Below are 23,970 nucleotides of genomic sequence, written 5' to 3' on the forward strand. Positions count from 1 at the left end.
GAGCAGGACCCGATGGCGCGGCCCGGACGGGCCGCGCCATCGCGTCGGCGCGGCCGTACCGGCCGGATCCCGATAGCGCTGCTCGTCCCGGCCGTCCTGGGCCTGTTCTTCCTGGTGCTGCCGCTGGCCGGGCTGCTGGTCCGCGCCCCCTGGACCACGCTGCCGGGTCGGCTCGCCGAACCGGGCGTGCTCACCGCGCTGCTGCTCTCCCTGCAGACGGCCACCCTCGCCACGCTGGTCTGTCTCGCCCTTGGGGTGCCGTTGGCGTGGCTGCTGGCCCGAGTCGAGTTCCCGGGCCGCCGGATCGTACGCGCCCTGGTCACCGTGCCGCTCGTGCTGCCGCCGGTGGTCGGCGGCGTCGCCCTGCTGCTGGTCTTCGGCCGGCGGGGACTGCTCGGCGGCTGGCTCGACTCCACGTTCGGCATCACGCTTCCGTTCACCACCACCGGCGTGGTGATCGCCGAGGCGTTCGTCGCGATGCCATTCCTGATCATCGCCGTGGAGGGGGCGCTGCGCGGTGCCGACACGCGGTACGAGGAGGCCGCCGCCACCCTCGGTGCCGGCCGGTGGACCACCTTCACCCACGTCACGCTGCCGCTGGTCGCCCCCGGAATCGCCGCCGGGGCGGTGCTCTGTTGGGCCCGGGCGCTCGGCGAGTTCGGCGCCACCATCACCTTCGCCGGCAACTTCCCCGGCCGTACCCAGACCATGCCGCTGGCCGTCTACCTCGCGCTGGAGACCGACCTGGAGGCGGCGATCGTGCTCAGCCTCATCCTGCTCACCGTCTCCGTGGGAATCCTCGCCAGCCTCCGCGACCGCTGGATCACCAGCCCATGAGCGCACCCGACGAACCTGCCGCCGGCGCGCCCATGCTCGACGCCCGCCTCGTGGTGGACCGAGGCGGATTCCGACTCGACATCGCACTGCGGGTCAGCGCCGGTGAAGTCGTCGCGCTGCTCGGCCCCAACGGCGCGGGCAAGACCACCGCCCTGCGCTCCCTCGCCGGCCTGACCCCGCTGCACGCCGGACACATCACCCTGAACAGCCTGGACCTCGACCGGCCGAAGACGAAACGGTTGATCCCGCCCGAGCGGCGCTCGATCGGGGTTGTCTTCCAGGACTATCTGCTCTTTCCCCACCTGACCGTCCTGGACAACGTCGCGTTCGGACCCCGCCGCCACGGCCTCGGCCGCCAGCGCGCCCGCGAGGTCGCCGCCGGCTGGCTCGAGAGGATGGGGTTGGCCGAACACGCCCACCGCAAGCCGCGGCAGCTCTCGGGCGGGCAGGCCCAGCGGGTGGCTCTCGCCCGCGCCCTCGCGGTGGACCCGACGCTGCTGCTCCTCGACGAACCACTGGCCGCCCTCGACGCCCGGACCCGCCTCGACACCCGCGCCCAGCTGCAACACCACCTGGGCGAGCATCCCGGCGCCACGCTGCTGGTCACCCACGACCCGCTCGACGCGCTGGTCCTGGCCGATCGGCTCGTCATCGTCGAACACGGCCGGGTCGTCCAGGAGGGCGACGCCGCCACCATCACCGCGCAGCCCCGTACCGACTACGTCGCCCGGCTCGTCGGGCTCAACCTGCACCGAGGTAACGCCGACGGCCACACGGTACGAATCGGCGCCGACTTCGCCCTCACCACCGCCGACCGTCATCAGGGCGAGGTCTTCGTGGCGTACCCGCCCTCCGCCGTCGCCCTCCACCCGCGGCGCCCCGACGGCAGCCCGCGCAACGTCTGGCCCGCGACGATCGCCGGCATCCAACGCCACGGCGACAACCTGCGGATCCAGCTCGACGGCCCGGTCGACGTGGCCGCCGACATCACCCCGGCCGCCGCCACCCAACTCGAACTCACTCCGGGCCGGCCTGTATGGGCAGCGGTGAAGGCGACCGAAACCCGCGTCTACCCGCGGGGCGTGGCCTGACCCGCCGGTCAGACCACGCCCCTTCGTCCTGGGTCAGCCGGTTACCCCGCTACTGACCACCCACTTCTGGTGCGCGCCGCCCGCGTACGTGCCGAGCTGAATCTGGGTGCGGTCGGCGCTGCTACCGCCGGCGGCCTCCAGGACCTTGCCCGACTGCGGGTTGCGGATCGACCCGTCGGCCTGCGGCTGCCAGACCTGCGCTGCGGTGCCGTTGCAGGTCCAGAGCTGAACCTTCGTGCCGTTGGCGGTGCCGCCGTTGTCCACGTCCAGGCACTTGCCCAGCACCCGGTACGTGTCGCCGACCTTCGTCCACGACTGGGCGGCAGTGTTGTTGCAGGTCCAGAGCTGGATCTTCGTGCCGTCGGCGGTGCCCGAGTTGTCGACGTCCAGGCACTTGCCGCCGACGCCGGTGATGGTGCCTCCGGTGGGCGGTGGCGGGCTGCCCGGGATCGAGTTGAGCGTGTACCACGCCTCGGTGCTCCACAGTGACTGGCCGCTGGTGGAGGTGAACGGGCGCGGCGAGCGCAAATGCACCACCCGACCGGCCTTGCGGCCAGCCACCACGAGGCTGACCTTCTTGCCGTCCGCCGACAGGGTGGCCGAGGTGACGGTCAACGTCTCCTCGTCGACCTTCGGCCCGCCGTAGGCCGAGGTGGCCACGTACCGCCACTGCTTGAGTTTGTAGCGCGCGGCCAGCTCGGCGGCTGTCGCCGTCGACACCGGCTCGGTGTACTCCACCTCGAAGCCGGTCGTGGTGGCGCGCATCGCGAGCATCTCGAACGTGCTGGCGGTGTTCGGGGTGAGCTTCTGCAGGCCGTACGAGAGCTTGCCGGTCTGGCCCCAGTTGCCGCCCGCGCCGAGCCCGCCGACGTAGATCGCGCCGTCGGGGCCGACGTTGACCTCGGAGACGCCCGCCTCCAGGCCCTGGGTGAGCCGGAACAAAGCGCCCTGGTACTCGCCGTTGATCTTCTCCACATTCGCCCGTTGCAGGCCGCCGTAGGTCACGTCGCCGATGACGAACTGGCCGGCGTAGCGGCCGCTGGTCAGGTAGAGCGGCGTGCTGGGGGAGTTGGCGATCTCGTTCTGCGGCATCCAGAGCACCGGCTGCGTGACCGGTGCGGTGTCGAACGGACCCGCCGGGTTCATGAAGTGGTTGAAGAACCGGCCCTGCTTGACGTGCACCAGCTTCGACGAGGGCAGCCAGCCGCCCTGGTTGTCGGTGACGAAGATGCCGCCCTCGGGGCCCCAACCGATGCCGTGTGGGGTCCGCAGGCCGCCGGCGACGTAGCTGACCGCGCCGGTGTCCTTGTTGACCTTGAGGGTGGTGCCGCGGTTGGTGGCGGGTTGCGGGTTGGTGGTCGCGCCGCCGGAGTTGATCGACACCGACAGGTTCAGATAGAAGAACCCGTCGGCGTAGAGCAGGCCGAACGCGAACTCGTGGAAGTTGCCGCCGTACGGCCAGGTGGCGACGGTTTCCAGGCGCTCGGCCGCCTCGTCGCCGCCGGTGTTCACCAGCCGGGTCAACCGCTGCTTCTCGGTCACGTAGACCACCCCGTCGACGACCTTGAGCCCCATCGGTTCCTTGAGGCCGCCGGCGATCTTCTTGGTGGTCACGTTGCCCGGGCTCGTGGATCCGCCGGTGTTGCCGAGGATCCAGACCTCGCCGTCCTGGGAGGTGCCGGACTGGTCGCTGCCGCCCCAGGTGCTGATGACCAGCCGGCCGTCGGCCAGCCAGTCCATGCCGGTGACCTTCGGCTGGAAGCCGCTGGGCCGCAGGTTGGTCAGGGTGTAGCCGGGGTGCACGCCGGTCAGCGGCAGGCCGTCACCGGGGGTGTCGGAGACGCCCTCGCACTCCTTGCGTCCGGGTGCGGTAACCCGGACCACACCGGCGTCGGTGCTCAGCGCCGAGTTCGGTACGACCACGAAGGTCGACGAACCGGGCGTCTTCCACTCCAGGGTGATCTGCTGCCCACCCCCACGCTCGAAGTGGTCGATGCGCAGCGCGTGCAGGCCGGCGGTGAGGGTGACGGTGCCCTCCTTGGGCGGGGTAGCGCCGTGCAGGCCGTCGTGGTTGATCACGACGGAGTTGTCGATCGACAGCTTGGAGCCGTCGTCGCTGCTGAGCCGGAAGGTGTAGCTGCCGGCCTGGGTGGTGGTGATGTTGCCGAGGACCTGCGAGACGAAGTTGTCCTCGAAGCCGAAGTCGGCCGCCGAGGTCCAGTTGATGGTGGACATCAGCTTGTCCACGTTCGGGGTCTGGGCGGGCTTGAGGGTGCACAACTCGGACAGCGGCACCTGCACGTCGAAGACGCGCAGCGTGACGCCCGGTTCCTGTGCGGGGGCGGCGTTTGCGGGGACGGCCCAGAGGCCGGCGGCGAGGACGAGTGCCAGCGCACCCAGGACGGGATGGTGGAGTCGGCGTAGCAGGCGTGTGCCCATCGTTCCTCCAGGAGGCAGTGGAGTGTCCGACGGCCGGCGTGGAGCAGCGGTGAGGATGACCGTCGGCCCGGCTCCGTAACGTCCTCGACGCCGACGAGTGACGTTGCGGAAACACCGGGTGGATGGCTCGGAACATTAAGGGGTTTCGATTGGACTGTCCATGGCTTCGCTTCAATGCATCAAAAGTTACCGATGTCCATGCGAAAGCTCGCCATGGTACGCGAAGAATGTCTGGCCGATCGGACCTGCCGCCGGGCCAGTCAGCGGTGCCGTCGACGGCCCGCTGTCAGCCGTCGGCAAAGCGGACCGCGTCCTTCTTCTCCGTTGACGACGAGGCCGGAGATCATCGATGCTCGGAGTCGACGGTCACCACGGAGGTGTCATGGCGTTGCTGGAAATCGCTGTCACGACGCTTGGCGGCGCGCTCTCGGCGACCGTCGGCGTTGTCGTCGGCGGGATGCTCACCCGCAGTGCGCAGGACCGACACTGGCTACGGGACCGGCAACTCGTGGCCTACCAGGACCTCCTGCGGGAGTACGCCACGTTCTCGATGATCCTGCGGCGCGCTCACCTGGGACGCACGGCGTGGGACTACGACTGGGGGATGTGGAGCGCCGCACTGATGTCAGCCAGCCTCGTCGCCCCGAGCGCCGTCGCCGCCGAGATAGACGCCTTCGGCCACGCGGTACAGCGGCTCCTGGATGTCGCCACGGGAGTGGACACGACGACCGCTCCGCTGTCCCAGGATCAGTTCGAGCAGGCGATGGTGGCCCCGACCCGGGCGCAACTGACCCTGGTCAATGCCATGCGCCGATCCATGGGACGGCGCCAGGGGCCGCTGTCGACGTGGTTGGGCGGGGCGGGCAGCCGCCCAGCGCACTGGGAGACGGCTCAGCCCTGACAGCCACTGCCGCGTGTGCCGGACCGGGCCGCCGGCCTACCGCCGTCCACGGCGGGCTGGGCCGCCGGATCGAACGCCGGGCTTGCGGGCCGGCCTGCCGCCCTTGCCTGCCGTGCCGGCCGGCCGGCCGCTTCGCGTGGTGGCTCCCGTCGTAACAGGTCGACGGCGGGCCGCCACCAGCACGATCGCGGAGACCACGGCGACGATCAGAGCCGGGACCAACCAGGCCGGGAACCCGCCGCCGCGTTGCTCCTGCCCAGCGCCGGCCGGGTCACCCGTCGCAGCGCCGGTAGGGGCGATCGGGCTGCCGGTGGCCCCGGAGCTGGTCGAGCCCTCGCCCTCGGCCTGGGCCAGCAGCGCCGGATCCGGACCCGCGGTCGGCGCCGACCAGCCGGCCGGTGCCGCCGTGCCCCGGCCCTGGTAGTCGAAGGTCACCTCGCCCCGCACCGCCTCACCGTCGGAAGCGACCGAGAGGTAGCTCGCGGTGTAGCGGCCCTTCGCCGGCCAGTGCGCGACGGTGACCATGGCCGGGAATCCGGTGTGGTAGAGCCGTGGCTCGAACACACCGTTGACCATGAAGTACTCGGTGACCGGCTTGTCCAGTCGCTTCGGCTCACCGTAGGACCACCCGTTGTCCACCCGCGACCCGTCCGGGCCGCTGATGGCGAAGTGCGCGTTGGACGCCGGCTTCTCGGTGAAGTACAACGCCAACTGGGTCAGCGGCTCGCGGACGACGGTGCCCTTCAGGGGCGTGGAGGTCGCCAGCTGACCGTGCGCGGACGCCGGGGCGGCCGGCAGCAGCAGCGACACCACCAGGGCCGCCGCCAGCGCCGCCGCGACACGGCTGAAGGCCCTACGCACAGTGACGAGCTTCGATCGCATTCGTTCATCATGGTCATTTCCCCGGCACCGAACAAGACGTAGAGTTCTCCTCCCCGACGATCAACCCGACACCCGTCCCCCTCGCGTCGTTCGGAGTCCGCCCGTGTTCGTCCGTACCCCCGCTGCCCGGACCGCCGCCGCTCTCGCCGCCGCCACCCTCGGCACCCTGCTCCTCGCCGGTTGCGGGCAGGACGACGACCCCTCCGTGGCGACCCCCTCGGTGGCACCCACGTCCGTCGCCCCATCGAGCGCCGCCTCCACCGGGCCGACCCCGACGGCGGCCACCTCGCCCAGCGCCTCCGCCAGCACCGCGGCGGTGGACCAGCAGATCACCGTCACGATCGCGAAGAAGCGGGTCGACCCGCCGACCGGACGGGTCACCGTCAGTAAGGGGCAGTCGGTCCGGATCACCGTCACCTCCGACGTGGCCGACGAGCTGCACGTGCACGGCTACGACCTGGGCGCCCGGCTGCCGGCCGGCACGCCCGGCTCGGTGGAGTTCCGCGCCGACAAGACCGGGCTGTTCGAGGTGGAGACGCACGAGTCCGAGTTGGTGCTCTTCCAGCTCGTCGTCCGCTGAACGACATGACGGCCGCCCCCACACTGCTGGCACACGGCGTCGGTGGCCGCCAGGATCTGCCGATCACCCTGCCGCAGCTCGTCGCCGCCGCCGCGCTGACCCTCGTCGTCACGTTCGTGGCGTTGGGCCTGCTCTGGCGCGAACCCCGGCTCGACCGGGACGCCACCGGCGGTCGCCCGGTGCCACGCTGGCTCACCCGACTCGTCGACGCGCCCCGGTTCCGGTGGGCGCTGCGCGGGTTCGGCCTGCTGGCCGCCGCCTGGTTCTGCCTCGGCCTGCTGGGCGGGCCGGACACCGCCGACAACCCGACCGCCGGCGTGCTCTACGTGCTGCTCTGGGTCGGGCTGGCCCCGCTGTCGCTGCTGCTCGGCCCGATCTGGCGGGCGGTCAACCCGCTGCGCACCGTGCACCTGCTGGCGGCGCTGGCGGCGCGGCGCGACCCGAACCGTGGCCTCCGTGAGCTGCCCGACAGCGTCGGTTGGTGGCCGGCAGCCGCCACCCTGTTCGGGTTCGTCTGGCTGGAACTGGTCGCCCCCGACCGGGCCACCCTGCCGGTCATCACCGCCTGGCTGACCGGGTACGCGGTGGTCCTGCTGGCCGGTGCCGTGCTGTTCGGTGCCGGCTGGTTCGACCACGCCGACCCGTTCGAGGCGTACAGCACCCTGATCGGTCACCTCGCCCCGCTCGGCCGGGCCGCCGACGGCGTGCTGGTCTGGCGTAACCCGCTCGACGGGATCGCCGGACTGCGACCCCGCCCCGGGCTGGTCGCCGTGGTGATCGTGCTGCTCGGCTCGACCATGTACGACAGCCTCTCCAACGCGCCGGGCTGGTTGCGCTTCAGCCAGGAGAACGGCCTGCACCCGGCGGTCACCGGCAGCGCCGGCCTGAGCCTCGTCATCGCCGCCGTCGCGGTGGCGTACCTCGCCGCGACCGGCGCCGCGGCGCGCATCGGTCGCTTCGGCGCGACCGATGCCCGTCAGGTGCCGGGCGAGATCGCGCACTCCATCGTGCCGATCGCGGTGGGGTACGTGGTGGCGCACTACTACTCGCTGCTGATCCTGGAGGGTCAGCGCACCGTCGTGTTGCTCTCCGACCCCCTGGGCACCGGCGCCAACTGGCTCGGCACCGCCGGCTGGGAGCCCCGGACCGCGTTGATCACGCCCTCCGGGGTGGCGAGCGTCCAGATCACCGTCATCATCCTCGGGCACCTGCTCGGTACGCTGCTCGCCCACGACCGCGCCCTGTACCTGTTCCCCCGGGCGCGGGCGGTGGCCGGCCAACTACCCCTGCTGGCGCTGATGGTCGCCTACACCGTCGCCGGTCTGCTGCTGCTCTACGCGGGGTAGCCCGACCGGGCTCCGACCCGTGGGTCATGATGGCCCGTGGACTCCGATCTTCAGCGCTACCTCGACGACCTCGTCAGCACCGCCCGGGACGTGCTCGGCGCCGACCTGATCGGCGCGTACGCGGCCGGCTCGGTGGGGCTCGGGGCGTACCAGCCCGGCCGCAGCGACGTGGACGTGGCGCTGCTCAGCGCCGGGCCGCTCACCGACACCGCCAAGCGGACGTTGGTCGCCCGGCTGCGGCACGACGCGCTGCCCTGTCCCGCACGCGGGCTGGAGTTGGTCGTCTACGACCGGGCGGTGGCCGCCTCCGGCACCCCCGACCCCGGCTTCGAGGTCGAACTGAACACCGGCTCCGCCATGCCGTTCCGCCGCACCCTCGACCCCGCCGACCGCCCGGTCACCGACGGCCGATTCTGGTACGGACTCGACCGCAGCATCCTGCACCAGAGTGGACTCTCACTGCTCGGACCACCGGCGGGGGAGGCCTTCGCCGACCTCGCCCCGGCCGACCTGCGCCGGCTGCTCATCGAGGCGCTGTCCTGGTGGCTCGCCCTGCCCACCCCGCCGGCCGACCAACCCGCGCCCGGCACCGAGGACGCCGTACTCGGCGCCTGCCGGTCACTGGTACGTCACCGCGACGGCGTCTGGTTGGCGAAGGTGGCCGCCGGCCAGCGGCTGATCGACGCCGGCGACCGGGCCGAGGTGATCCGTCGGGCGGTCGTCGCACGCCACGGCGGGCTCCCACCCACCGGGGCGCAGGCCCGCGCCTTCCAACAACGGGTACGCGACGAGATCGCCGGGTAGCCGTCGCGCGGTGGCCGGTCGGGCCCCGCGGCGCTCAGCGGACCGGGCTGGACACCAGTGAGGCGAAGAGCAGGTTGAGACCCTCGGTCATGGTCGGGTGGGTGATGACCGCGTCCCGCAGTGCGGTCCACGGCATCCCGGCGAGCATGGCCAGCTGCACCGAGGTGATCACCTCACCGGCCTCGGCGCCGAGCAACGACGCACCGAGGATCCGATCGTTGCTGGTGTCGATGACCGCCTTCCACATGCCCTGGGTCTGGCGCAGGGTGCGGGCCCGGGGGATGGCGGCGACCGGCAGGTGGGCGACCTGGATGTCGTACCCGGCGCGGCGCGCCTCGGTTTCGGTCAGCCCCACCCGCGCCAGCTCCGGGGTGGTGAAGACGGTGTACGGGATCAGCCGGTCGGCGGTGCTGCGCCGGCCTCCCGCGAGGTTCGCCCGGATGATCCGGTAGTCGTCCAACGAGACGTGGGTGAACTGCGGGCTCCCGGCGACGTCCCCGGCCGCCCAGGTGCGCTCGGCGCTGGTACGCAGGTGCTCGTCGACCTCCACGAAGCCCCGCTCGCTGAGCCGTACGCCGGCCACGTCCAGACCGAGCCCGTCGGTGACCGGTTCCCGCCCGGCCGCCACCAGCACGTCGTCCCCGATCACCACGCTGCCGTCGTCCAGAGTCACCCGGAGCGAGCCGTCGGCCTCCCGGTCGACCCGCGCGACCGCCACACCCACCCGTACGTCGATGCCATCATCGAGGAAGAGGCGCATCACCGCGTCGCTGACGTCGGGGTCCTCGCGGGTGAGCAGCCGTGGACCACCCTCGACCAGGGTCACCGCGCTGCCGAACAACGCGAACATCTGCGCGAACTCCACCCCGACGGTGCCGCCGCCGAGCACCACCAGCCGGGCCGGCAGCCGGTCCAGGCGCAGCAACTCGTCGCTGGTGAGCACCCCGGCCTCGGCCATCCCGGGCACCGACGGCAGATGGGGGCGGGTGCCCGTGTTGATCACCACATCGCTGCCGCGCAGCAGTCGCTCACCGCCGTCGGCGAGCGCCACCCGCACGGTTCGCGGGCCGACGAACCGGGCCTCACCGATCACCAGGTGCAGACCGGAGTCGAGGAACTGCTGCCGGTTGGCGGCGACCATCCCCTCCACCACGTCCTGCTTGTGCGCGCGCAACAGGTCGATGTCGACCCGGCCACCCTCCACCGTCAGGCCGAGCGCCGACGCGTCCCGCAGTTGGCGGGCGGCCCGCGCGCTGGTCACCAGCGCCTTCGTCGGGATACAAGCGACGTTGATGCAGCTGCCGCCGATCATCGCGCGCTCGACCATGGCGACCCGCTGACCGGATCGGGCCACGTCCATGCTCAACGTCTTGCCGGCCTTGCCGCCACCGACGACGAGCAGGTCGAACTCCTCCGGTTGATGGGCCACCGGGCGCTCCTCTCGGTCACCGGCCGGGCCGGCGGCCACCGCTGGTGCGCGGCGGCCAGCCCAGCCTGCCAGCTCCGACCTGTGAGGTGACCCGGTTCCGCGCAGAATTCGCCCGAGCCGTCACCCGTTCTTGATCAGGTGATGAAAAGTAGGTCGTAGGAGGTTCGGAGACCTACTTTCCATCACCTGATCACTGCTGGTCAGTCATCGTCGTCGACCGACCGGACGCTCGGCCCGGGCCCGTGCGGATTCGCTCCGGGCCCGGGTGCGACCGCGGCTGAGATCAGTGCCGGACGGCGCCGTTCTCGCTGACCGGCTGCCCGAAGGCCAGGAATGGCACGGGCGTCGGTGCGTCGGTGCCGATGTGCCGAGGGAAAGTCCGCTCGGCGTCGTCGGCGCTGACCTCCCGGGCCGCCGTACCTTCGGACGTCGTCGACTCCTCCGCGACTGCCGGAGCGCCAGCATGCGCGTCGTCTGCCTGCTCCACCGGTGCCCGATCGCCGTTCGCGTGCTCGGCCGGGGCCTGGTCGCCACCGGCCTGTACCACCGGGGTCAGGTCGGCGTAGCTGTTCTCGGCCGAGCCCTGATCGGCAGGTGTGGCGTTGACCGGGGCGCGATCGGTGTCCGCATTGTCCACTGTGGTTCGGTCCGCGGAGTACCGGTCGACGCGGTCGACGGTGAGCCGCTCGACGCCGACCCGCTCCGGGGCGGGTCGGTCGGCGCCGGAGCGGGAACCCACCATCGGGTACTCGGCGGTCTCCGTACCGCCGGCTGCCGCGGCCATGACGGCGGCGGCGGCGAGGTCGGCCACCCGCTTCGCCTCCCGCTGCACCCGGGCGCGGACCTCCTTGGCGTGCCGCTCGGCGGAGTCCCCGGCCCGGCGGGCCTCGTCCAACCGCGCACTCTCGGCGGTCAGGTCCCGGCGGACCTCACTGAGTCGCTGCTGCGTCCGCGACAGCTCGTCCTCCAGCGTCTCGCCCTCCTCGCGGATCTCGGCGAGTTGCTGGCGGCCGGTGTCCAGCTCCGCGTTCAGGTCGGCGGCCTCCTGCCGGCGCTCCTCAAGCTCCTTCTGCAGAGCGGCGAGCTGCTGCTGATGGCTGGCGGCCTGCTCGTCGGCGCGGTTGCGCAGCTCGGTCACGTGCTGCTGCGCCTCGGCGAGCAGCGCGGCGATCTGCTGCTCGGTCGCGCTGCGCTGCCCGGCGAGCTCCTGCTCAGCGGCGGCCTGCTGGTCGGCGATGTCCTGCTCGGCGGCGGTACGCCGCTCGTTGACCTCTCGCTCCACGCTGGCCTGCCACTGGGCCATCTCCTGCTGGTGCTTGGAGCGGGTCGACTGGAGTTCCTGCTGGATCTGGGTACGGGCCGACTTCATCAGCGCGTCGGCGGCCACCCGGGTCTGGTTGAGCTGCTGTGCGCTCTGCTCGGTGATCCGCTTGGCCTCGTGCTGTGCGCGCTCGTGCGCGGCCTCACCGTCGGCCCGCAACTGCTCGGCGTGCTCGCGGATCGCCGTCAACTCGGCCTCGGCCAGGGTGCGCCGCTCCTCGTGCGCCTGCTCCTGCTCGGCCCGTCGGGCGGCCAGCTCCTCGGCCAGGTCCTGACGTGCCTGCGCGGACCGCTCACGGGTGTCGGCGAGGATCCGCTCGGCCTCGCCGCGCAGCTCGTTGGCCCGGTCGGTGGCCGACTCGGTGATGATGCCAGCCTGCTTCTCGGCGAGCGCCATGATCTCGCCGACCATCGGGCCCAGATCGTGGAACGAAGCGCGGTCCACCTGCACGGGCTGCTCCTGAAGCTCGGCCAGTTCGGCACGCAGCCGCTGCACCTCGGCGGTCAACTCACGGACGCGGACGGCGGACTGTCCATGCTCGCGGCTCAACATCGCGATCTGACTGTCGAGCTGCTCCAGGTGCCGATCCACCTGGCGTTTGTCGTAGCCGCGAAGGGCAAGCTCGAAGCTCGGCCGGGAGGCCGCATCGTCGCGTGCTGCGTGCGGCTCAGCGCCGATGGACATGCACCATCCTCCGTACGATCGGGGCGTCAGGGTCGGCGGTCGCCTGCCCCACGGGCCGTCAGTGTGGCGCAACGCTACCGCTGACCGGACCACATGCGAAGTCCTGCCCCACCACCTCTCACGTTGCCGTCCCGCGTTGCCCCGTTCCCGCGCCGACCATGGACTCGTGCTGCCGGAAAGGTGGTGCTCCACCACCTTTGTCACCCAGCAGCAATCCATGATCGACGCAGGTCGACGTGGTGACCGCACGGCGACGCGCGCCCGGGGTCAGCGTCGGCGGGCGACCAGGACCGCGTCGTGGAGGTTGATGTCCTCACCGTTCTGGTTGGTGGCGAGACGGGAGCGCTCCTCGGCCGCCAGCACCTCCCAGCGGGCCGGTTCCAGGTCGGCGGCCACGTCCTGCGCGGTGTACATCATGTCCGGCATGTGCATCCGGTGCGCCGACCCCCACAGATCCGACGGGTGGTGCCCGACGATCAGCAGGACGCCGCCGGGTGCCACCGCGGCGGCCAGCCGGCCGAACAACTCCCGCCGCTGCTCCGGTGGCAGGTGCATGAACTGCGCGGACACCAGGTCGTATGCCTCCTCGCTGGGCGGCTTGTCCCGCAGGTCGGCGTGGGTGAACTCGATCCGGTCGCCCACGCCCGCGGTCTCGGCGTGCGCGGCGGCCCGCTCCAGTGCCGTGCTGGAGATGTCCACCGCCGTCACCCGCCAGCCGCGCTCGGCCAACCACACCGCGTCGGCGCCCTCGCCGCTGCCCACGTCCAGCGCGCGCCCCGGGGCCAGGTCGGTGACCTCGGCGACCAGTTGCGGGTTCGGCCGGCCACTCCAGACCGAGGGGCGGGACTGGTAGCGCTCCTCCCACGCCGGTTCCTCGAACGTCGTGGCCACCAACTGCCGGTACGCGGCCACCGCGTCTCGGGTCTCCTCGGCGATGAGGTCGGCGTTGATCGCCGCCGCCGCGGTCAGGCCGGCCCCGGCGGACGTGATCACCTGACCACGGATGTCGGATACGTTGCCCGCCACCCAGACGCCGGGGACGGTGGTCGCGCCGGTGGCGTCGGTCGGGATCTGGGCGCCGATGACGTGCTCACCCATCGTCACCTCCTCCGGGGCCAGACCCAACCCCACCAGCACGTCGGCGCGGGGGGTGAGTCGCGTCGCCACCACGATCGCGTCGAGCGCCACCACCCGGCCGTCGGCGAGCCGTACACCGGTCAGCGTGTCGTCGGTGACCTCCACGGCGGCGACCGGGCCGGGCACCACCGCGATGCTGCGGGCGGCGAGCCGCTCGGCGGTCTCCGCGTCCGGCGCCGGTGCGTCGTGCAGCAGGAGCAGCACGCTGGGGCTCCACTGTCGCCACATCTCGGCCTGGTGCACGCTGAGCGGGCTGGTCGCCAGGACGCCGATCCGGCGGTCCCGAACCTCCCAGCCGTGGCAGTACGGGCAGTGCAGCACGTCGCGACCCCATCGCTGGGCGAGGCCGGGCACGTCGGGCAGTTCGTCGGTCAGACCGGTGGTCACCAGCAGCCGGCGGGCCCGTACCGAGTCCCCGCCGTCCAGGCTCAGCCGGAACCCGTCGTCGTCCCGGGTCGCGGCCTGCACCCGTGCGGTGCGGAACTGCCCGCCGTACCCGGCGACCTCGGCCCGCCCGACGGCGAGCAGCTCGCCCGGCGGCGTCCCCTCCCGGCCCAGGTAGTTGTGCACCCGGTCGGCCGGCGCGTTGCGTGGCTCGCCGGAGTCGATCACCAGTACCGACCGGCGGGCCCGGCTCAGCGCCAGGGCTCCGCTGAGCCCCGCCGCGCCGCCACCCACCACCACCACGTCGTATGTCTCGTTCACCGGTATCTCCCTCTTGCTTCGTCGGCTGCGCCCACCATCCGTCGCAGTCGGCAAAGTGGCAACTATCCTTGCCGTTATGGCAAACGAGGACAACGCCGCGCTGGCGGCCGTCGGCCCCCGGCTACGTGCCCTGCGTCACCAGCGGGGGACCACGCTGACCCAGCTCGCCGACCTGACCGGCATCTCGGTGAGCACCCTGTCCCGGCTGGAGTCCGGCAGCCGTCGCCCCACCCTGGAGTTGCTGCTCCCACTGGCGCGGGCCTACCAGGTGGCGCTGGACGAACTGGTCGACGCCCCCGCCACCGGCGACCCCCGGGTACGCCCGAAACCGATCGTCATCCACGGCGTGACGCACCTGCCGCTGACCCGCCGACCGGGCGGCGTCCAGGCGTTCAAGCAGATCTTCCCGCCCGACCCGTCCGCCGGGGGCCGAATTCCGCAGGTCCACGAGGGGTACGAGTGGCTCTACGTGCTCTCCGGCCGGCTCCGCCTACTGCTCGGCGATCGTGATCTGACGCTGACCCCGGGGGAGGTGGCCGAGTTCGACACCCGCGTCCCGCACCTCTTCTTCAACCCCGGCCCCGGCACCGCCGAAGCCCTCAGTCTCTTCGGCCCTCAGGGGGAGCGGTTGCACGTCCGCGCCCGCCCAGCCACACCCGACAAGCAGCAGTAGTCGAGCCCGAGCCTCAGCCCCACCGTCGCAGGATGGTCGGTTTGTCGAGCTTTCCGACCGGGGTGTGCGGAAGCTCGTCGACCACCCGTACCCGGTCGGCCACACCGTGCTCGCCCAGGAGGCGGCGTACCGCGGCGGCCACATCCGACGCCGGGGCTCCGTCCGCCGGCGTCACCACCACCAGCGGAGCCGCCCCGTCATCCGCCGCCGACGACGGCACGACCGCCGCCTCACGCACCGCCGCGTCGGCTTCCAGCGCGCCTTCGAGCTGAGGTGCGAAGATCGGTCGTCCGGACGTGGTGGCCAGGACGTCGGCGACCCGGCCCAGGACGCGGTACTCGCCGGATGTCGTCTGCTCGCCCACGTCGCCGGTCCGGTACCAGCCGCCCCGGAAGGCACGTGCCGTCTCGACCGGGTTGCCCTCGTATCCGATGCTGGTGTGCGGCGACCGGGCCAGGATCTCACCGAGCGTCGGCGTCTGCGCCGAGAGCGGCTCCAGCGCCACCTCGACCGCCGGCAGCGGATACATGCCGCGCGACTCCTGCGCGATGTCGTCCATGTTGCCCAGGACGATGCCGAACTCGGTGGACCCGTAGATGCGACGGATCCGGATCCCGAGGCGTCGGCGTGCCTGCGTGATCACCTCCGGGCTGAGATAGGCCCCGCCGCAGAGCGGGAGCCGCAGCGACGGCAGAGTTGTCGAGCTGCTGTCGGCCAGCAGCTGATAGTGGCGTGGCAGAGCGCTGAAGATCGTCGTGCCCGACTCGGCGAGAGCGCTCAGCAGCCGGTCCGGCGGCGCGGCAGGGTCGGAGAACACGAGCCGGGCGCCGGCCAGGAGTGCCGGAAACATGTGTACGTCGACACCATGGGCCACATCCAGCGGATGCATGGTCAGGAAGACGTCCTCGGCGGTCACCTTGAGATAGGACAGCCACTGCCGCCGGTCGGCCAGGAGGTCCTCCTGACGCCAGGCGACGAGCTTGGGGACCCCGGTGGATCCGGTGGTCTCCAGCAACCGGAAGACGCCGGCCCGAACCTCGATCGGCAGCGCCTCGACGGTGCGCGGGGCGGGCGCGGGCTCGGCGAGGAGGGTGTCCACGGTGCGGGTGTCGACCGGGGTCTCGGGCAGGTCGTCATGCTGCTCGTGGATCAGGATTCGGACCGGGACCTGGGCCAGCGACCAGCGGAGCCGGTCCCGGTCCGACTGCACACTGATCGGCAGGTGCACCGCGCCGAGCCGAGCCAGGGCGAGAATGGTCGCGACGTACGCGGGGCCGTTGCGCAGACGGGTGGCGACGTGGTGACCGGGTTGCACCCCGACGCCGAGCAGGCCGACGGACGCCCGGTCGACGAGGTCGCTCAGCTGGGCGTACGTGAACTCCTCGCCGTCGACTGCCTGCACGGCCACCCCGTCCGGGTGGGCCCGAACCACGTCCTGGAACGCCTCATGCAGCATGCAGATCATCCCGGCGTGCCGTGTGCAGAGTGACCTGCCCGCGCAGAAGCAGCCGCACCCCGTCGGCACCGATCGCGGTGCGCCCGTGCAGGGTGCGCTGGTTGTCGATCACGAGGAGGTCGCCCACCTGCCAGCGGTGCTGGTAGAGGAATCGGGGGCGGTGCAGGAAGTCACCGAGCTGGGTGAAGAAGGTGTCGGTGGTGGTCTGGTCGCCGCCTTTGACCCGTACCTGCCAGCCATGGTTGGTGCCGGCGGGGAACGGCAACGTCAGGTTCAGCGACCGGACCCGGCCGTAGTCGCGGACGGTGGGGATCTCGTACCAGTCGTCAGGGACCGTCGGGAAGTAACCCCGGTCCTCGACCAGATACTCCAGCCCCACGGTCTCGATCGTCTGCCGCAGGTCGTCCGGCATCTCGGCCCATGCCGCCAACTGGTCACAGACCGTCGTCTCGCCGGATCCCGGCTCGTCGCGGAACTCGCTGGCGTAGAGGACGATCAGATCCGTCTGCTCTCCCACCAGGATGCCGTCGGTGTGCAGCGGGAGTGGGCCGCGCCCGGTGACCACTTTCCCCTCGTCCGCCGAGGCGTTCAACTTGAGCAGGTCGGCGCGGCCCTCGCCGAACTTGTGCTCGACGGTGTCGCCGAGCTCATGCACCAGGCGTTGAAAGGCTGGTTCGTCGAGATCGAGCCCTCGTACGAGGGCCGCGCCGGTCCGGGTCGCGGCACTGCGGCAGGCGCTCGCCAGATTGTCCGTGGGGGCGGGGTCGAGTACCTGCCCGAGACCTGACGGGGTGAGGCTCAAGGTCATCTCCTGAGGTGTGGCGTTGGGATGGGTTGACGCGGCCGTGGTGAGCGGGCTTCGGGGTGGTCAGCGCCGGGCGTCGGCGATGCCGCGCTCGTACACCTGGAGGGGGTCCCAGTCGTCGATCGAGCCGTCCCGCGCCAGGTTCACCAGTTCGCGGAAACAGGCAAGGTAGATCGCGGCCCGGTCGACGCCGGGTGCATCCGTCTCGAGTCGCTTCACGACTCCCCGCTGCAGACCGCCGCCGTGATGAACGGCGATCTTGCGACGCCAGGCGATGTCGTGCGGCACCCGTCGGCTCATGGCCTGGCGAAGGTGGAACTTCTCCCTCCCGTCGCGCACCTTGCAGTCCGGCGCCGTGTCCAGGGCGATCTCGATCACCGGCCACGCCCAGAACGGGTGGTGGACTTCCCGGCCGTACGCCAACGGCAGCCGGCTGGACAACTCGTTGGTGAACCGGGTCTGGTGGATGGCCGTGATCGTCTGATCGATCAGCTCCTCCGGCGTGCTGAACGGACGGTAGAGGCCGGCGTTGATGAGGTCGCTCCCATATCCGGTCAGTAGCACCTCGTCGCGCGGGATCTCGGTCCCGTCGTAGAGCGCCGTCGCGGTCAGCGCGACCTCCACCACCTCGGGCTCCGTGACACCCAGCCCTCGGATGGCCTGCGGGACAGCGGCCAGGATGCGTTCTTCGGACAGCTCGACCCGGCGCACGGAAAGACCCAGGTGATCGCCCAGCTCCGCGGCGTCGTCGAACTCGTCACCCCAGGGAGTGCCGGCGCTGTACGGCGTCAAGGCGAGCCTTTCCGAGGCTGCCAGCAGGGTGACCGTGCCGGAGTCGATGCCGCCGGACAGGAGGGTCGCGAACCGGTCGCGCGGTCGGTCTCGGGCTACCGACCGGATCTGCTCCTGCAGGGCACCGACCTGATCCTCTCCGGCCTGCAGCGCGTCGGTACGCCCGGGACGACGCAGATGCCGCAGGGGATCGTCGGCCAGGGTGGTGCGTACGGTCCATCCGTCGCGCAGCCGCCTGCCCTCCTGCACCGCGCCGAACGGCACCCGGTTGACGTGCAGCAGTGCGGTCTCGTCGCTGCGCGGCTGAGGTCCCTCCGGGCGGACCTCGACGGGCAGGCCGAGCGCGGGCAGGATCAGCGGGGCCAGGAACAGGTCGGTGAAGTAGACGAGCTTGCCCTGAGACCGGTTGAACGCCACATAGATGGCATCCTCGTTCAGTGCGGTGGTCCGCACGACGACCCGGTCCTCGTCGACGAGGATCCCCGCCCTGTCGGCCTCGGCCGTGGCGGGTGTGGTGCCGCCGTTCGCGGACCGGACCGCCATCGTCCGCACATCGATCTCCCACGGTGTGGTGCGGGGGCTGTCACCCGCCACACCGCTGGTGTGAACTCGCAGGTCACCGACGTGGACAGCGGGTCTTATCCGTTCCAGAGGGGCCAGATCGCAGTTTCCGACCGCCGCCCACCTGCTGGCCGCCATGATGGTGTTCCTTCCGCGTCGATGGTCGGCGACGTCATCGACTGCTGCCGATGACCTGTCGCATGTTGCGCTGCGCCTCACCGGCGGCGAATGCCGCGCGGTGCGCCTGCTTGCCGATGACTCGAAGCTGTTCGAGCCCGTCGACGAATTCCCTGTTGAGGTACGGCTTCGTGCTCCGGAAACCGGCCGTCGGGTAGGCCGCGAAGGACCGGGCCCGCTGCACGGCGGCGGACAGCAGCCGATCCACCGGGACCACGTCGTGGAGCAACCCGTCCCGCAGGCTCCGCTCGGCCGACCAGTCCTCGCTGGACATCAGCATCTGCTGCATGACGCTGCGGCCCACGGACCGCTCAAGCATGTATCCACCGAAGGTGCAGGCGATGCCCACCTGGAACTCCGGCATCTTCAGCACGCACCGGTCGCTGCCCACCCGGTAGTCCGCGGTGAGCGCGATCTGCAGGCCGATACCGATCGCGAAGCCGTCGATCGCCACCACCAGTGGGCGGTTGAGCTGTAGACAGGCGACGTACAGGTCGGTGATCTGATCGATCCACTCGTCAACCTCGTCACCGCCTCGGAACGTCGACGTCTCGTGGAAGTCGCCTCCCACGCCGAAGGACCTGTCGACGCCGCTGAACAGCACGACCGCACGGACGTCCGGGGCGTCGAGCTCGCGAACCGTCTCGGTCAGCGCCCGCATCCGGGGCATCGACCACATGTTGTGCCGGTGCCCCTCGGAGAACTCGACCACGGCCACGCCCTCGGAGACGTCGAGGCTGAAATAGGTCTGCGTGCTCAATTCCGCTGACATTCGCTTCCGCTCTTCCGACTGGTTGGTGTCGCTCCCGGTGGTATCGGTTGCCGCACGACCGGCCGGGCAGCGCAGGACACGCCGGCGTACGGCGAAGAGCGGCGGGATCGTCAGGCACGGTACGACAGGAGCGCGGCTGTTGGCAATGGTGGGCCATTGACGCGCCGACCTTGCTCAGATAACCCTCATTTTGGGCATCATCGTGCTCAATGTCAATAGCCGCAATTGGAAGCCTAGTTGTCCGTTCAAAGCCGGCCTCGCCACCGATCGGCGTATGTTTCGGTCAATTTCAACTGACCGTCGGGGTGCTGTCCGCCAGCGCATCGAGAATCGCTCCCAGATGGCGAGAAGGGGCACCCGCCGCAACGTCACGTGACATAGTGTGGTCGCACGTGGGCGGTAAGTGCGGGCTGAGGCATGGTCATATCAGCAGGTCAGGGATGAGAACGACACACGGGGTGTTTGAAATCGGACAAAGAGTGCTCAGTTCGACGGAAGCGCTGCTTTCGTCGGCGCCATTGCCTGCGCCGGTCCCCACTCGGCCCCGGGGTGTTGGTCGACTGCACGGAGGGTTGGCCCGCCAGATGTCGGCGTTGTGACAAACGGAAATAGGCGGTCGCCGCCGTAAAGCCACGAGCATGCGACGCGACCTCCTCCCGACGTGAGGGGCATTTCCCGACCGCCCTCGTCGTCGACCTTCGGTAATCACTGCACCGATCCGAATTCGCCGGTGAGCCGACTGCGCCGCCTCAATAGAAAACAATTGTTAGACAATTCTGCGCTCAATTGGCCGCAGAATGGATGACGCCTGCGCGGAACAAGAGCCATGGCGTTGCGACATGAGGTCCCGACGGGCCCGGAAAGGCGTGTCCGATGACCCAGAAGCTCTGGGGCGGTCGCTTCGAGGAAGACATCACACCCGAGGTACTCGACTACACGCTCACCGTTGACATCGACGTCCGGCTGATCCCACACGACCTGTGGCAGAACATCGCGCACGTGCTGCTGCTGGCTCGTCAGGGCATTGTCCCGCAGGACGCGGCGCGATCCATCGTCGCGACGTTGGTCAAGCTGGACCAGCACCATCGAGACGGCACGCTCACGCTGCGCGCCGAGTACGAGGACGTCCACCTCAACGTCGAGCAGATGGTCATCGAGGAGCTGGGGCTGGACGTCGGTGGCCGGATGCACACGGCCCGGTCCCGCAACGATCAGGTGTCCACCGATGCCCGGATGTACCTCCGCGACGTCCTCCTCGAGGCGATCGACGCCAACCTCGACCTGATCGACCGGCTGACGCAGCTCACCGATCAGGATTTCCGCACGGTGCTGCCGGGGTACACCCACAGCCAGGCCGCCCAGCCGATCAGCGTCGCCTTCTGGCGGACGGCACACGCCAGCGCGCTGCTGCGTGACGTACGACGTCTGCGGGACGCCTTCGGTCGGGTCAACGAGTCACCGCTCGGGGCCTGCGCGCTCGCCGGCACCTCGTTTCCGCTCGACCGCGACGCGACCGCACAGCTCCTGGGCTTCGACCGGGTGCTCAGCCACGCCCTGGACGCCACCAGCGCCCGCGACCACATGATCGAAGCCGCTGCGGCCTTCGCCCTCGGCAGCAACAACCTGTCCCGCATGGCGGAGGAGATCGTCATGTGGAGCGGTCACGAGTACCGGCTCTGCGAGGTGGGGGACGCCTTCACCACGGGCAGTTCCATCATGCCGCAGAAGAAGAACCCGGTGGTCGCCGAGCTGGTACGCGGACGGTCCGGCCGGGCCACCGGAGTGCTGATGCAACTGCTGACAGCGGTCAAGGGTGTCACTCTCGGGTACAGCTGCGACCTGCAGGAGGACAAGCCGTTCCTGTGGCAGAGCATCGACTCGTACCTGTCCACCCTGCGCGTGGTCGAGAGCCAGACCCGCACGCTCCGCTTCGACCCGCAGCGCGGCGAGGAGCTGTGCTGGGACAACTTCTCGACCGCCACCGAGCTGGCCAACTATCTCGTGTCGGCGGCCGGGGTGTCGTTCCGCCAGTCGCATCACATCGTCGGCAAGGTGGTCGGTCAGCTGATCAGCCGGCAGGCGACGCTGCGCGACCTCGAGCTGGTGTCGTCGATGCTGGCCGACGAGGGCCATCCGGTCGCCGTGGACGTGCTCCGTGAGCTGCTGGCGCCAGTGAACGCGATGAACGGCTACACCAGTGGTGGTGGCACCTCCACCGCCAGCGTGATGGACGTCGCAGCGGAGCTGCGCACCAGTTCCACCGCACACCGTAGCTGGAGCCGTACCCGTCGCGACGGCCTGGCCGCGGCCCGCGCCGGCACGCTGCGCGGCGCCGACGACGTGGCGGGCGGCGCCCCGATCGACAAGACACTCGCCGCTGTCCTCGACGAACTCGCGCACGACCACCCCGAACAGGAGCAGTCATGAAGATCGTTCTCGCCTACTCCGGTGGCCTGGACACCTCGGTGGCGCTGCACTGGCTGCGCGACCGGTACGACGCCGAGGTGATCGCCTTCTGCGCCGACATCGGGCAGCTCGAATCCGTACCGGACGTGCGCGAGCGGGCCCTGCGGACCGGCGCGTCCGAGGTGCGGGCGGAGCCACTGACCGATCGGTTCCTGACCGACTTCGCGTTGCCCGCCCTGCAGGCACACGCCCGGTACGAGAACAAGTACCTGCTGGCCGCGCCGCTGTCCCGACCCCTGATCGCACAGCGGATGGTCGAGATCGCGCACGCCGTGGGCGCGGACGCGGTGGCGCACGGCGCCACGGGTAAGGGCAACGACCAGGTCCGCTTCTTCACCAGTGTGGCGGCGCTCGACCCGTCGCTGAAGGTGCTGGCACCGGTGATCGACTGGGAGTTGAAGACCCGCGAGGACGAGCTGGCCTACGCCGACGAGCACGGCATCCCGGTGTCGGTCGGCAAGGAGAAGCCCTACAGCATCGACACGAACGTCTGGGGGACCAGTATCGAGTGTGGTGAGCTCGACGACGTCGCCCAGCCGCCACCGGCCGACGCGTGGCAGCTGACCGGTGATCCTCGCCAGGCCCCGGACGAGCCGACCCGGGTACGGATCGGCTTCACCGGTGGTGTTCCGGTGAGCCTCGACGGTGAGTCGCTGGGTCTGGGCACACTGGTCGGCCGCCTCAACGCGCTCGCGGCGCCGCACGGCATCGGTCGGATCGACATCACCGAGAGCCGGATCGTCGGGTTCAAGACCCGGGGCATCTACGAGGCGCCGGCGGCAACCGTGCTGATGGCCGCGCACGCGGAGTTGGAGTCGCTGGTGCTGGACCGCGAAACACTGCACCACAAGCAGTCCATCGCCCTGCGATACGCCGAACTCGTCTACTACGGCTACTGGTTCAGCGATCTGCGTCGGGCACTCGACGGATTCGTGGCGACCCTTCAGCCGGCGGTGACCGGCGAGATCGCCGTGGACCTGTTCAAGGGCAACTGCACGGTGGTCAGTCGGTCCTCGCCGCACTCCCGCTACAGCCGGGCGATGGCCACCTACGAAGCCGGCGACCAGTTCGATCACCAGGCGGGTGCCGGCTTCGCCTACGTGTGGTCACTGCCGCTGACCGCCGGTCACCGGGCCTGAGAAGCAGAGAGGAGCGACACCCGTGCGAGTAGTGTTCATGGGCTACCAGACGTGGGGGCATCGAGTGCTGCAGGCGCTGATGGACTCCCGCCATGAGGTGGTCCAGGTCATCACCCATCCCGACAGCGGGCACGAGTACGAGACCATCTGGAACGACTCGGTGGTCGACCTGGCCGAGAAGCACGACCTGCCGATCCTGGTCCGTCAGTACGCCAATGACGACGAGGTCGCCGCACGGCTGCGGGAGCTGGCCCCGGACATCATCGTGTCGTCGGACTGGCGGACCTGGCTGGCGCCGGCCGTGTACGGCCTGGCGCGGCACGGGGCGATCAACGTCCACGACGCCCTGCTGCCTCGTTACGGCGGCTTCGCCCCCCTCAACTGGGCGATGATCAACGGTGAACGCGAGGTCGGGGTCACCGTGCACTTCATGAACGATGATTTCGACCTCGGCGAGATCGTGTTGCAGCGCCGGGTCGAGGTCAGCGACACGGACACTGTGACGAACCTGTTCGAGCGCACCGTCGAGATCTTCCCGGAGATCACCCTGTCGGCGCTGGACCTCATCGAGAGCGGCACCGGGCAGTGGATCAGCCAGGACCCGGCCCAGGCGACGTTCTTCCACAAGCGATCGGTGGAGGACAGCCGCATCCACTGGACGTGGCCGGCCGACCGGTTGGCCAATCTGATCCGGGCGCAGAGCGATCCCTACCCGAACGCTTTCGCCTACCACAACGGTGTCCGGCTGCGGGTGACGGCGGCGGCCGTGTCGTCCAAGCGCTACGGCGGGACGCCGGGGCGGATCTTCTGCCCGGACGGAGACGGCGTGGTCGTGGTGTGCGGACCGGATGCCCACACCGGACGGGAGCAGGGGTTGAGGATCCTCCAGGTGCGCACGGACGATGGCACGCAGCTTCCGGCGCGCGCCTACTTCACGTCCATGGGGGGCTATCTGACATCCCACTGATCCGAC

19 protein-coding genes are annotated in these 23,970 nt (G+C 70.5%); 10 read left to right on the forward strand and 9 right to left on the reverse strand.

The genetic code is table 11. From position 1 onward, the window contains the following. The first annotated feature begins 12 nt into the window (after positions 1–12). Together modB and AB0877_RS04280 are read left to right on the forward strand one after the other, a co-directional pair. Positions 13–837 carry a molybdate ABC transporter permease subunit gene (gene modB, locus AB0877_RS04275; protein ID WP_366607088.1) on the forward strand — a complete coding sequence of 275 codons (825 nt, stop codon included), beginning with the start codon at positions 13–15 and terminating at the stop codon, positions 835–837. Further along, positions 834–1,928, forward strand: coding sequence for an ABC transporter ATP-binding protein (locus tag AB0877_RS04280; RefSeq protein WP_366606526.1), 1,095 nt, complete (start codon positions 834–836; stop codon positions 1,926–1,928). The genes modB and AB0877_RS04280 overlap by 4 nt, the downstream gene beginning before the upstream one ends. Before the next feature lie 33 nt (positions 1,929–1,961). On the opposite strand, the gene AB0877_RS04285 is transcribed toward AB0877_RS04280, so the two are convergent. Next, a complete protein-coding gene (locus AB0877_RS04285; RefSeq protein ID WP_366606528.1) occupies positions 1,962–4,367 on the reverse strand; it encodes a ricin-type beta-trefoil lectin domain protein in 2,406 nt (801 codons plus the stop codon). A gap of 382 nt (positions 4,368–4,749) precedes the next feature. Between AB0877_RS04285 and AB0877_RS04290 the strand changes: the two genes are divergently transcribed. Next, positions 4,750–5,268, forward strand: a complete 519-nt coding sequence (locus tag AB0877_RS04290) for a hypothetical protein (RefSeq protein WP_366606530.1) — start codon at positions 4,750–4,752, stop codon at positions 5,266–5,268. 36 nt (positions 5,269–5,304) lie between these two features. Here the strand turns inward: AB0877_RS04290 and AB0877_RS04295 are convergent, their stop codons facing one another. Then, positions 5,305–6,150, reverse strand: a complete 846-nt coding sequence (locus AB0877_RS04295) for a copper resistance protein CopC (RefSeq protein WP_366606532.1) — start codon at positions 6,148–6,150, stop codon at positions 5,305–5,307. A gap of 103 nt (positions 6,151–6,253) precedes the next feature. Between AB0877_RS04295 and AB0877_RS04300 the strand changes: the two genes are divergently transcribed. The 3 genes from AB0877_RS04300 to AB0877_RS04310 are packed head-to-tail and all read left to right on the forward strand — an operon-like array spanning position 6,254 to position 8,880. Continuing rightward, entirely contained in the window at positions 6,254–6,730 is a 477-nt protein-coding gene (locus AB0877_RS04300) for a hypothetical protein (protein WP_366606533.1), read from the forward strand. 5 nt (positions 6,731–6,735) lie between these two features. After that, positions 6,736–8,076: a hypothetical protein gene (locus AB0877_RS04305; protein ID WP_366606535.1), complete on the forward strand. Its 1,341-nt coding sequence runs from the start codon at positions 6,736–6,738 to the stop codon at positions 8,074–8,076. 36 nt (positions 8,077–8,112) lie between these two features. Beyond that, entirely contained in the window at positions 8,113–8,880 is a 768-nt protein-coding gene (locus tag AB0877_RS04310) for a nucleotidyltransferase domain-containing protein (RefSeq protein ID WP_366606537.1), read from the forward strand. A 34-nt stretch (positions 8,881–8,914) separates the two neighbouring features. Here the strand turns inward: AB0877_RS04310 and AB0877_RS04315 are convergent, their stop codons facing one another. The 3 genes from AB0877_RS04315 to AB0877_RS04325 all read right to left on the reverse strand — a co-directional run bounded on the left by AB0877_RS04315 (position 8,915) and on the right by AB0877_RS04325 (position 14,156). Beyond that, positions 8,915–10,309 carry an FAD-dependent oxidoreductase gene (locus AB0877_RS04315; protein WP_366606539.1) on the reverse strand — a complete coding sequence of 465 codons (1,395 nt, stop codon included), beginning with the start codon at positions 10,307–10,309 and terminating at the stop codon, positions 8,915–8,917. 283 nt (positions 10,310–10,592) lie between these two features. After that, positions 10,593–12,314, reverse strand: coding sequence for a hypothetical protein (locus AB0877_RS04320; protein ID WP_366606541.1), 1,722 nt, complete (start codon positions 12,312–12,314; stop codon positions 10,593–10,595). Between the two features lie 267 nt (positions 12,315–12,581). Then, positions 12,582–14,156 carry a bifunctional NAD(P)/FAD-dependent oxidoreductase/class I SAM-dependent methyltransferase gene (locus AB0877_RS04325; protein WP_366606543.1) on the reverse strand — a complete coding sequence of 525 codons (1,575 nt, stop codon included), beginning with the start codon at positions 14,154–14,156 and terminating at the stop codon, positions 12,582–12,584. Positions 14,157–14,232: 76 nt separating this feature from the next. On the opposite strand from AB0877_RS04325, the gene AB0877_RS04330 reads away from it, so the two are divergent. Beyond that, entirely contained in the window at positions 14,233–14,829 is a 597-nt protein-coding gene (locus AB0877_RS04330) for a helix-turn-helix domain-containing protein (protein ID WP_366606544.1), read from the forward strand. Positions 14,830–14,842: 13 nt separating this feature from the next. Here the strand turns inward: AB0877_RS04330 and AB0877_RS04335 are convergent, their stop codons facing one another. The 4 genes from AB0877_RS04335 to AB0877_RS04350 form a co-directional block, all read right to left on the reverse strand. Then, positions 14,843–16,285, reverse strand: coding sequence for a class I adenylate-forming enzyme family protein (locus tag AB0877_RS04335; protein WP_366606546.1), 1,443 nt, complete (start codon positions 16,283–16,285; stop codon positions 14,843–14,845). Then, positions 16,275–17,087 (reverse strand): TauD/TfdA family dioxygenase, encoded by an 813-nt coding sequence (locus tag AB0877_RS04340; RefSeq protein ID WP_366606548.1) that lies wholly within the window; start codon positions 17,085–17,087, stop codon positions 16,275–16,277. Before AB0877_RS04340 ends, AB0877_RS04335 begins: the two co-directional genes overlap by 11 nt. 66 nt (positions 17,088–17,153) lie before the next feature. After that, the gene (locus AB0877_RS04345; RefSeq protein ID WP_366606550.1) at positions 17,154–18,581 is read right to left on the reverse strand and encodes an asparagine synthase-related protein; all 1,428 of its coding nucleotides are present in this window, start codon (positions 18,579–18,581) and stop codon (positions 17,154–17,156) included. A gap of 34 nt (positions 18,582–18,615) precedes the next feature. Further along, positions 18,616–19,392, reverse strand: a complete 777-nt coding sequence (locus tag AB0877_RS04350; protein WP_366606552.1) for an enoyl-CoA hydratase/isomerase family protein — start codon at positions 19,390–19,392, stop codon at positions 18,616–18,618. An 873-nt stretch (positions 19,393–20,265) separates the two neighbouring features. On the opposite strand from AB0877_RS04350, the gene argH reads away from it, so the two are divergent. Genes argH through AB0877_RS04365 form a run of 3 tightly spaced genes read left to right on the forward strand, consistent with a single transcriptional unit; the run spans position 20,266 to position 23,964 of the window. After that, positions 20,266–21,819, forward strand: a complete 1,554-nt coding sequence (gene argH, locus AB0877_RS04355; RefSeq protein ID WP_366606554.1) for an argininosuccinate lyase — start codon at positions 20,266–20,268, stop codon at positions 21,817–21,819. Beyond that, on the forward strand, positions 21,816–22,997 hold the full coding sequence (locus AB0877_RS04360; protein WP_366606556.1) for an argininosuccinate synthase: 1,182 nt from the start codon (positions 21,816–21,818) through the stop codon (positions 22,995–22,997). Before argH ends, AB0877_RS04360 begins: the two co-directional genes overlap by 4 nt. A 22-nt stretch (positions 22,998–23,019) precedes the next feature. Beyond that, a complete protein-coding gene (locus tag AB0877_RS04365) occupies positions 23,020–23,964 on the forward strand; it encodes a methionyl-tRNA formyltransferase (protein WP_366606557.1) in 945 nt (314 codons plus the stop codon). Positions 23,965–23,970 lie beyond the last annotated feature (6 nt).

Origin of the sequence: Micromonospora sp. NPDC047644 (assembly GCF_040704315.1) — a bacterium.
Taxonomy (GTDB): Bacteria; Actinomycetota; Actinomycetes; order Mycobacteriales; family Micromonosporaceae; genus Micromonospora.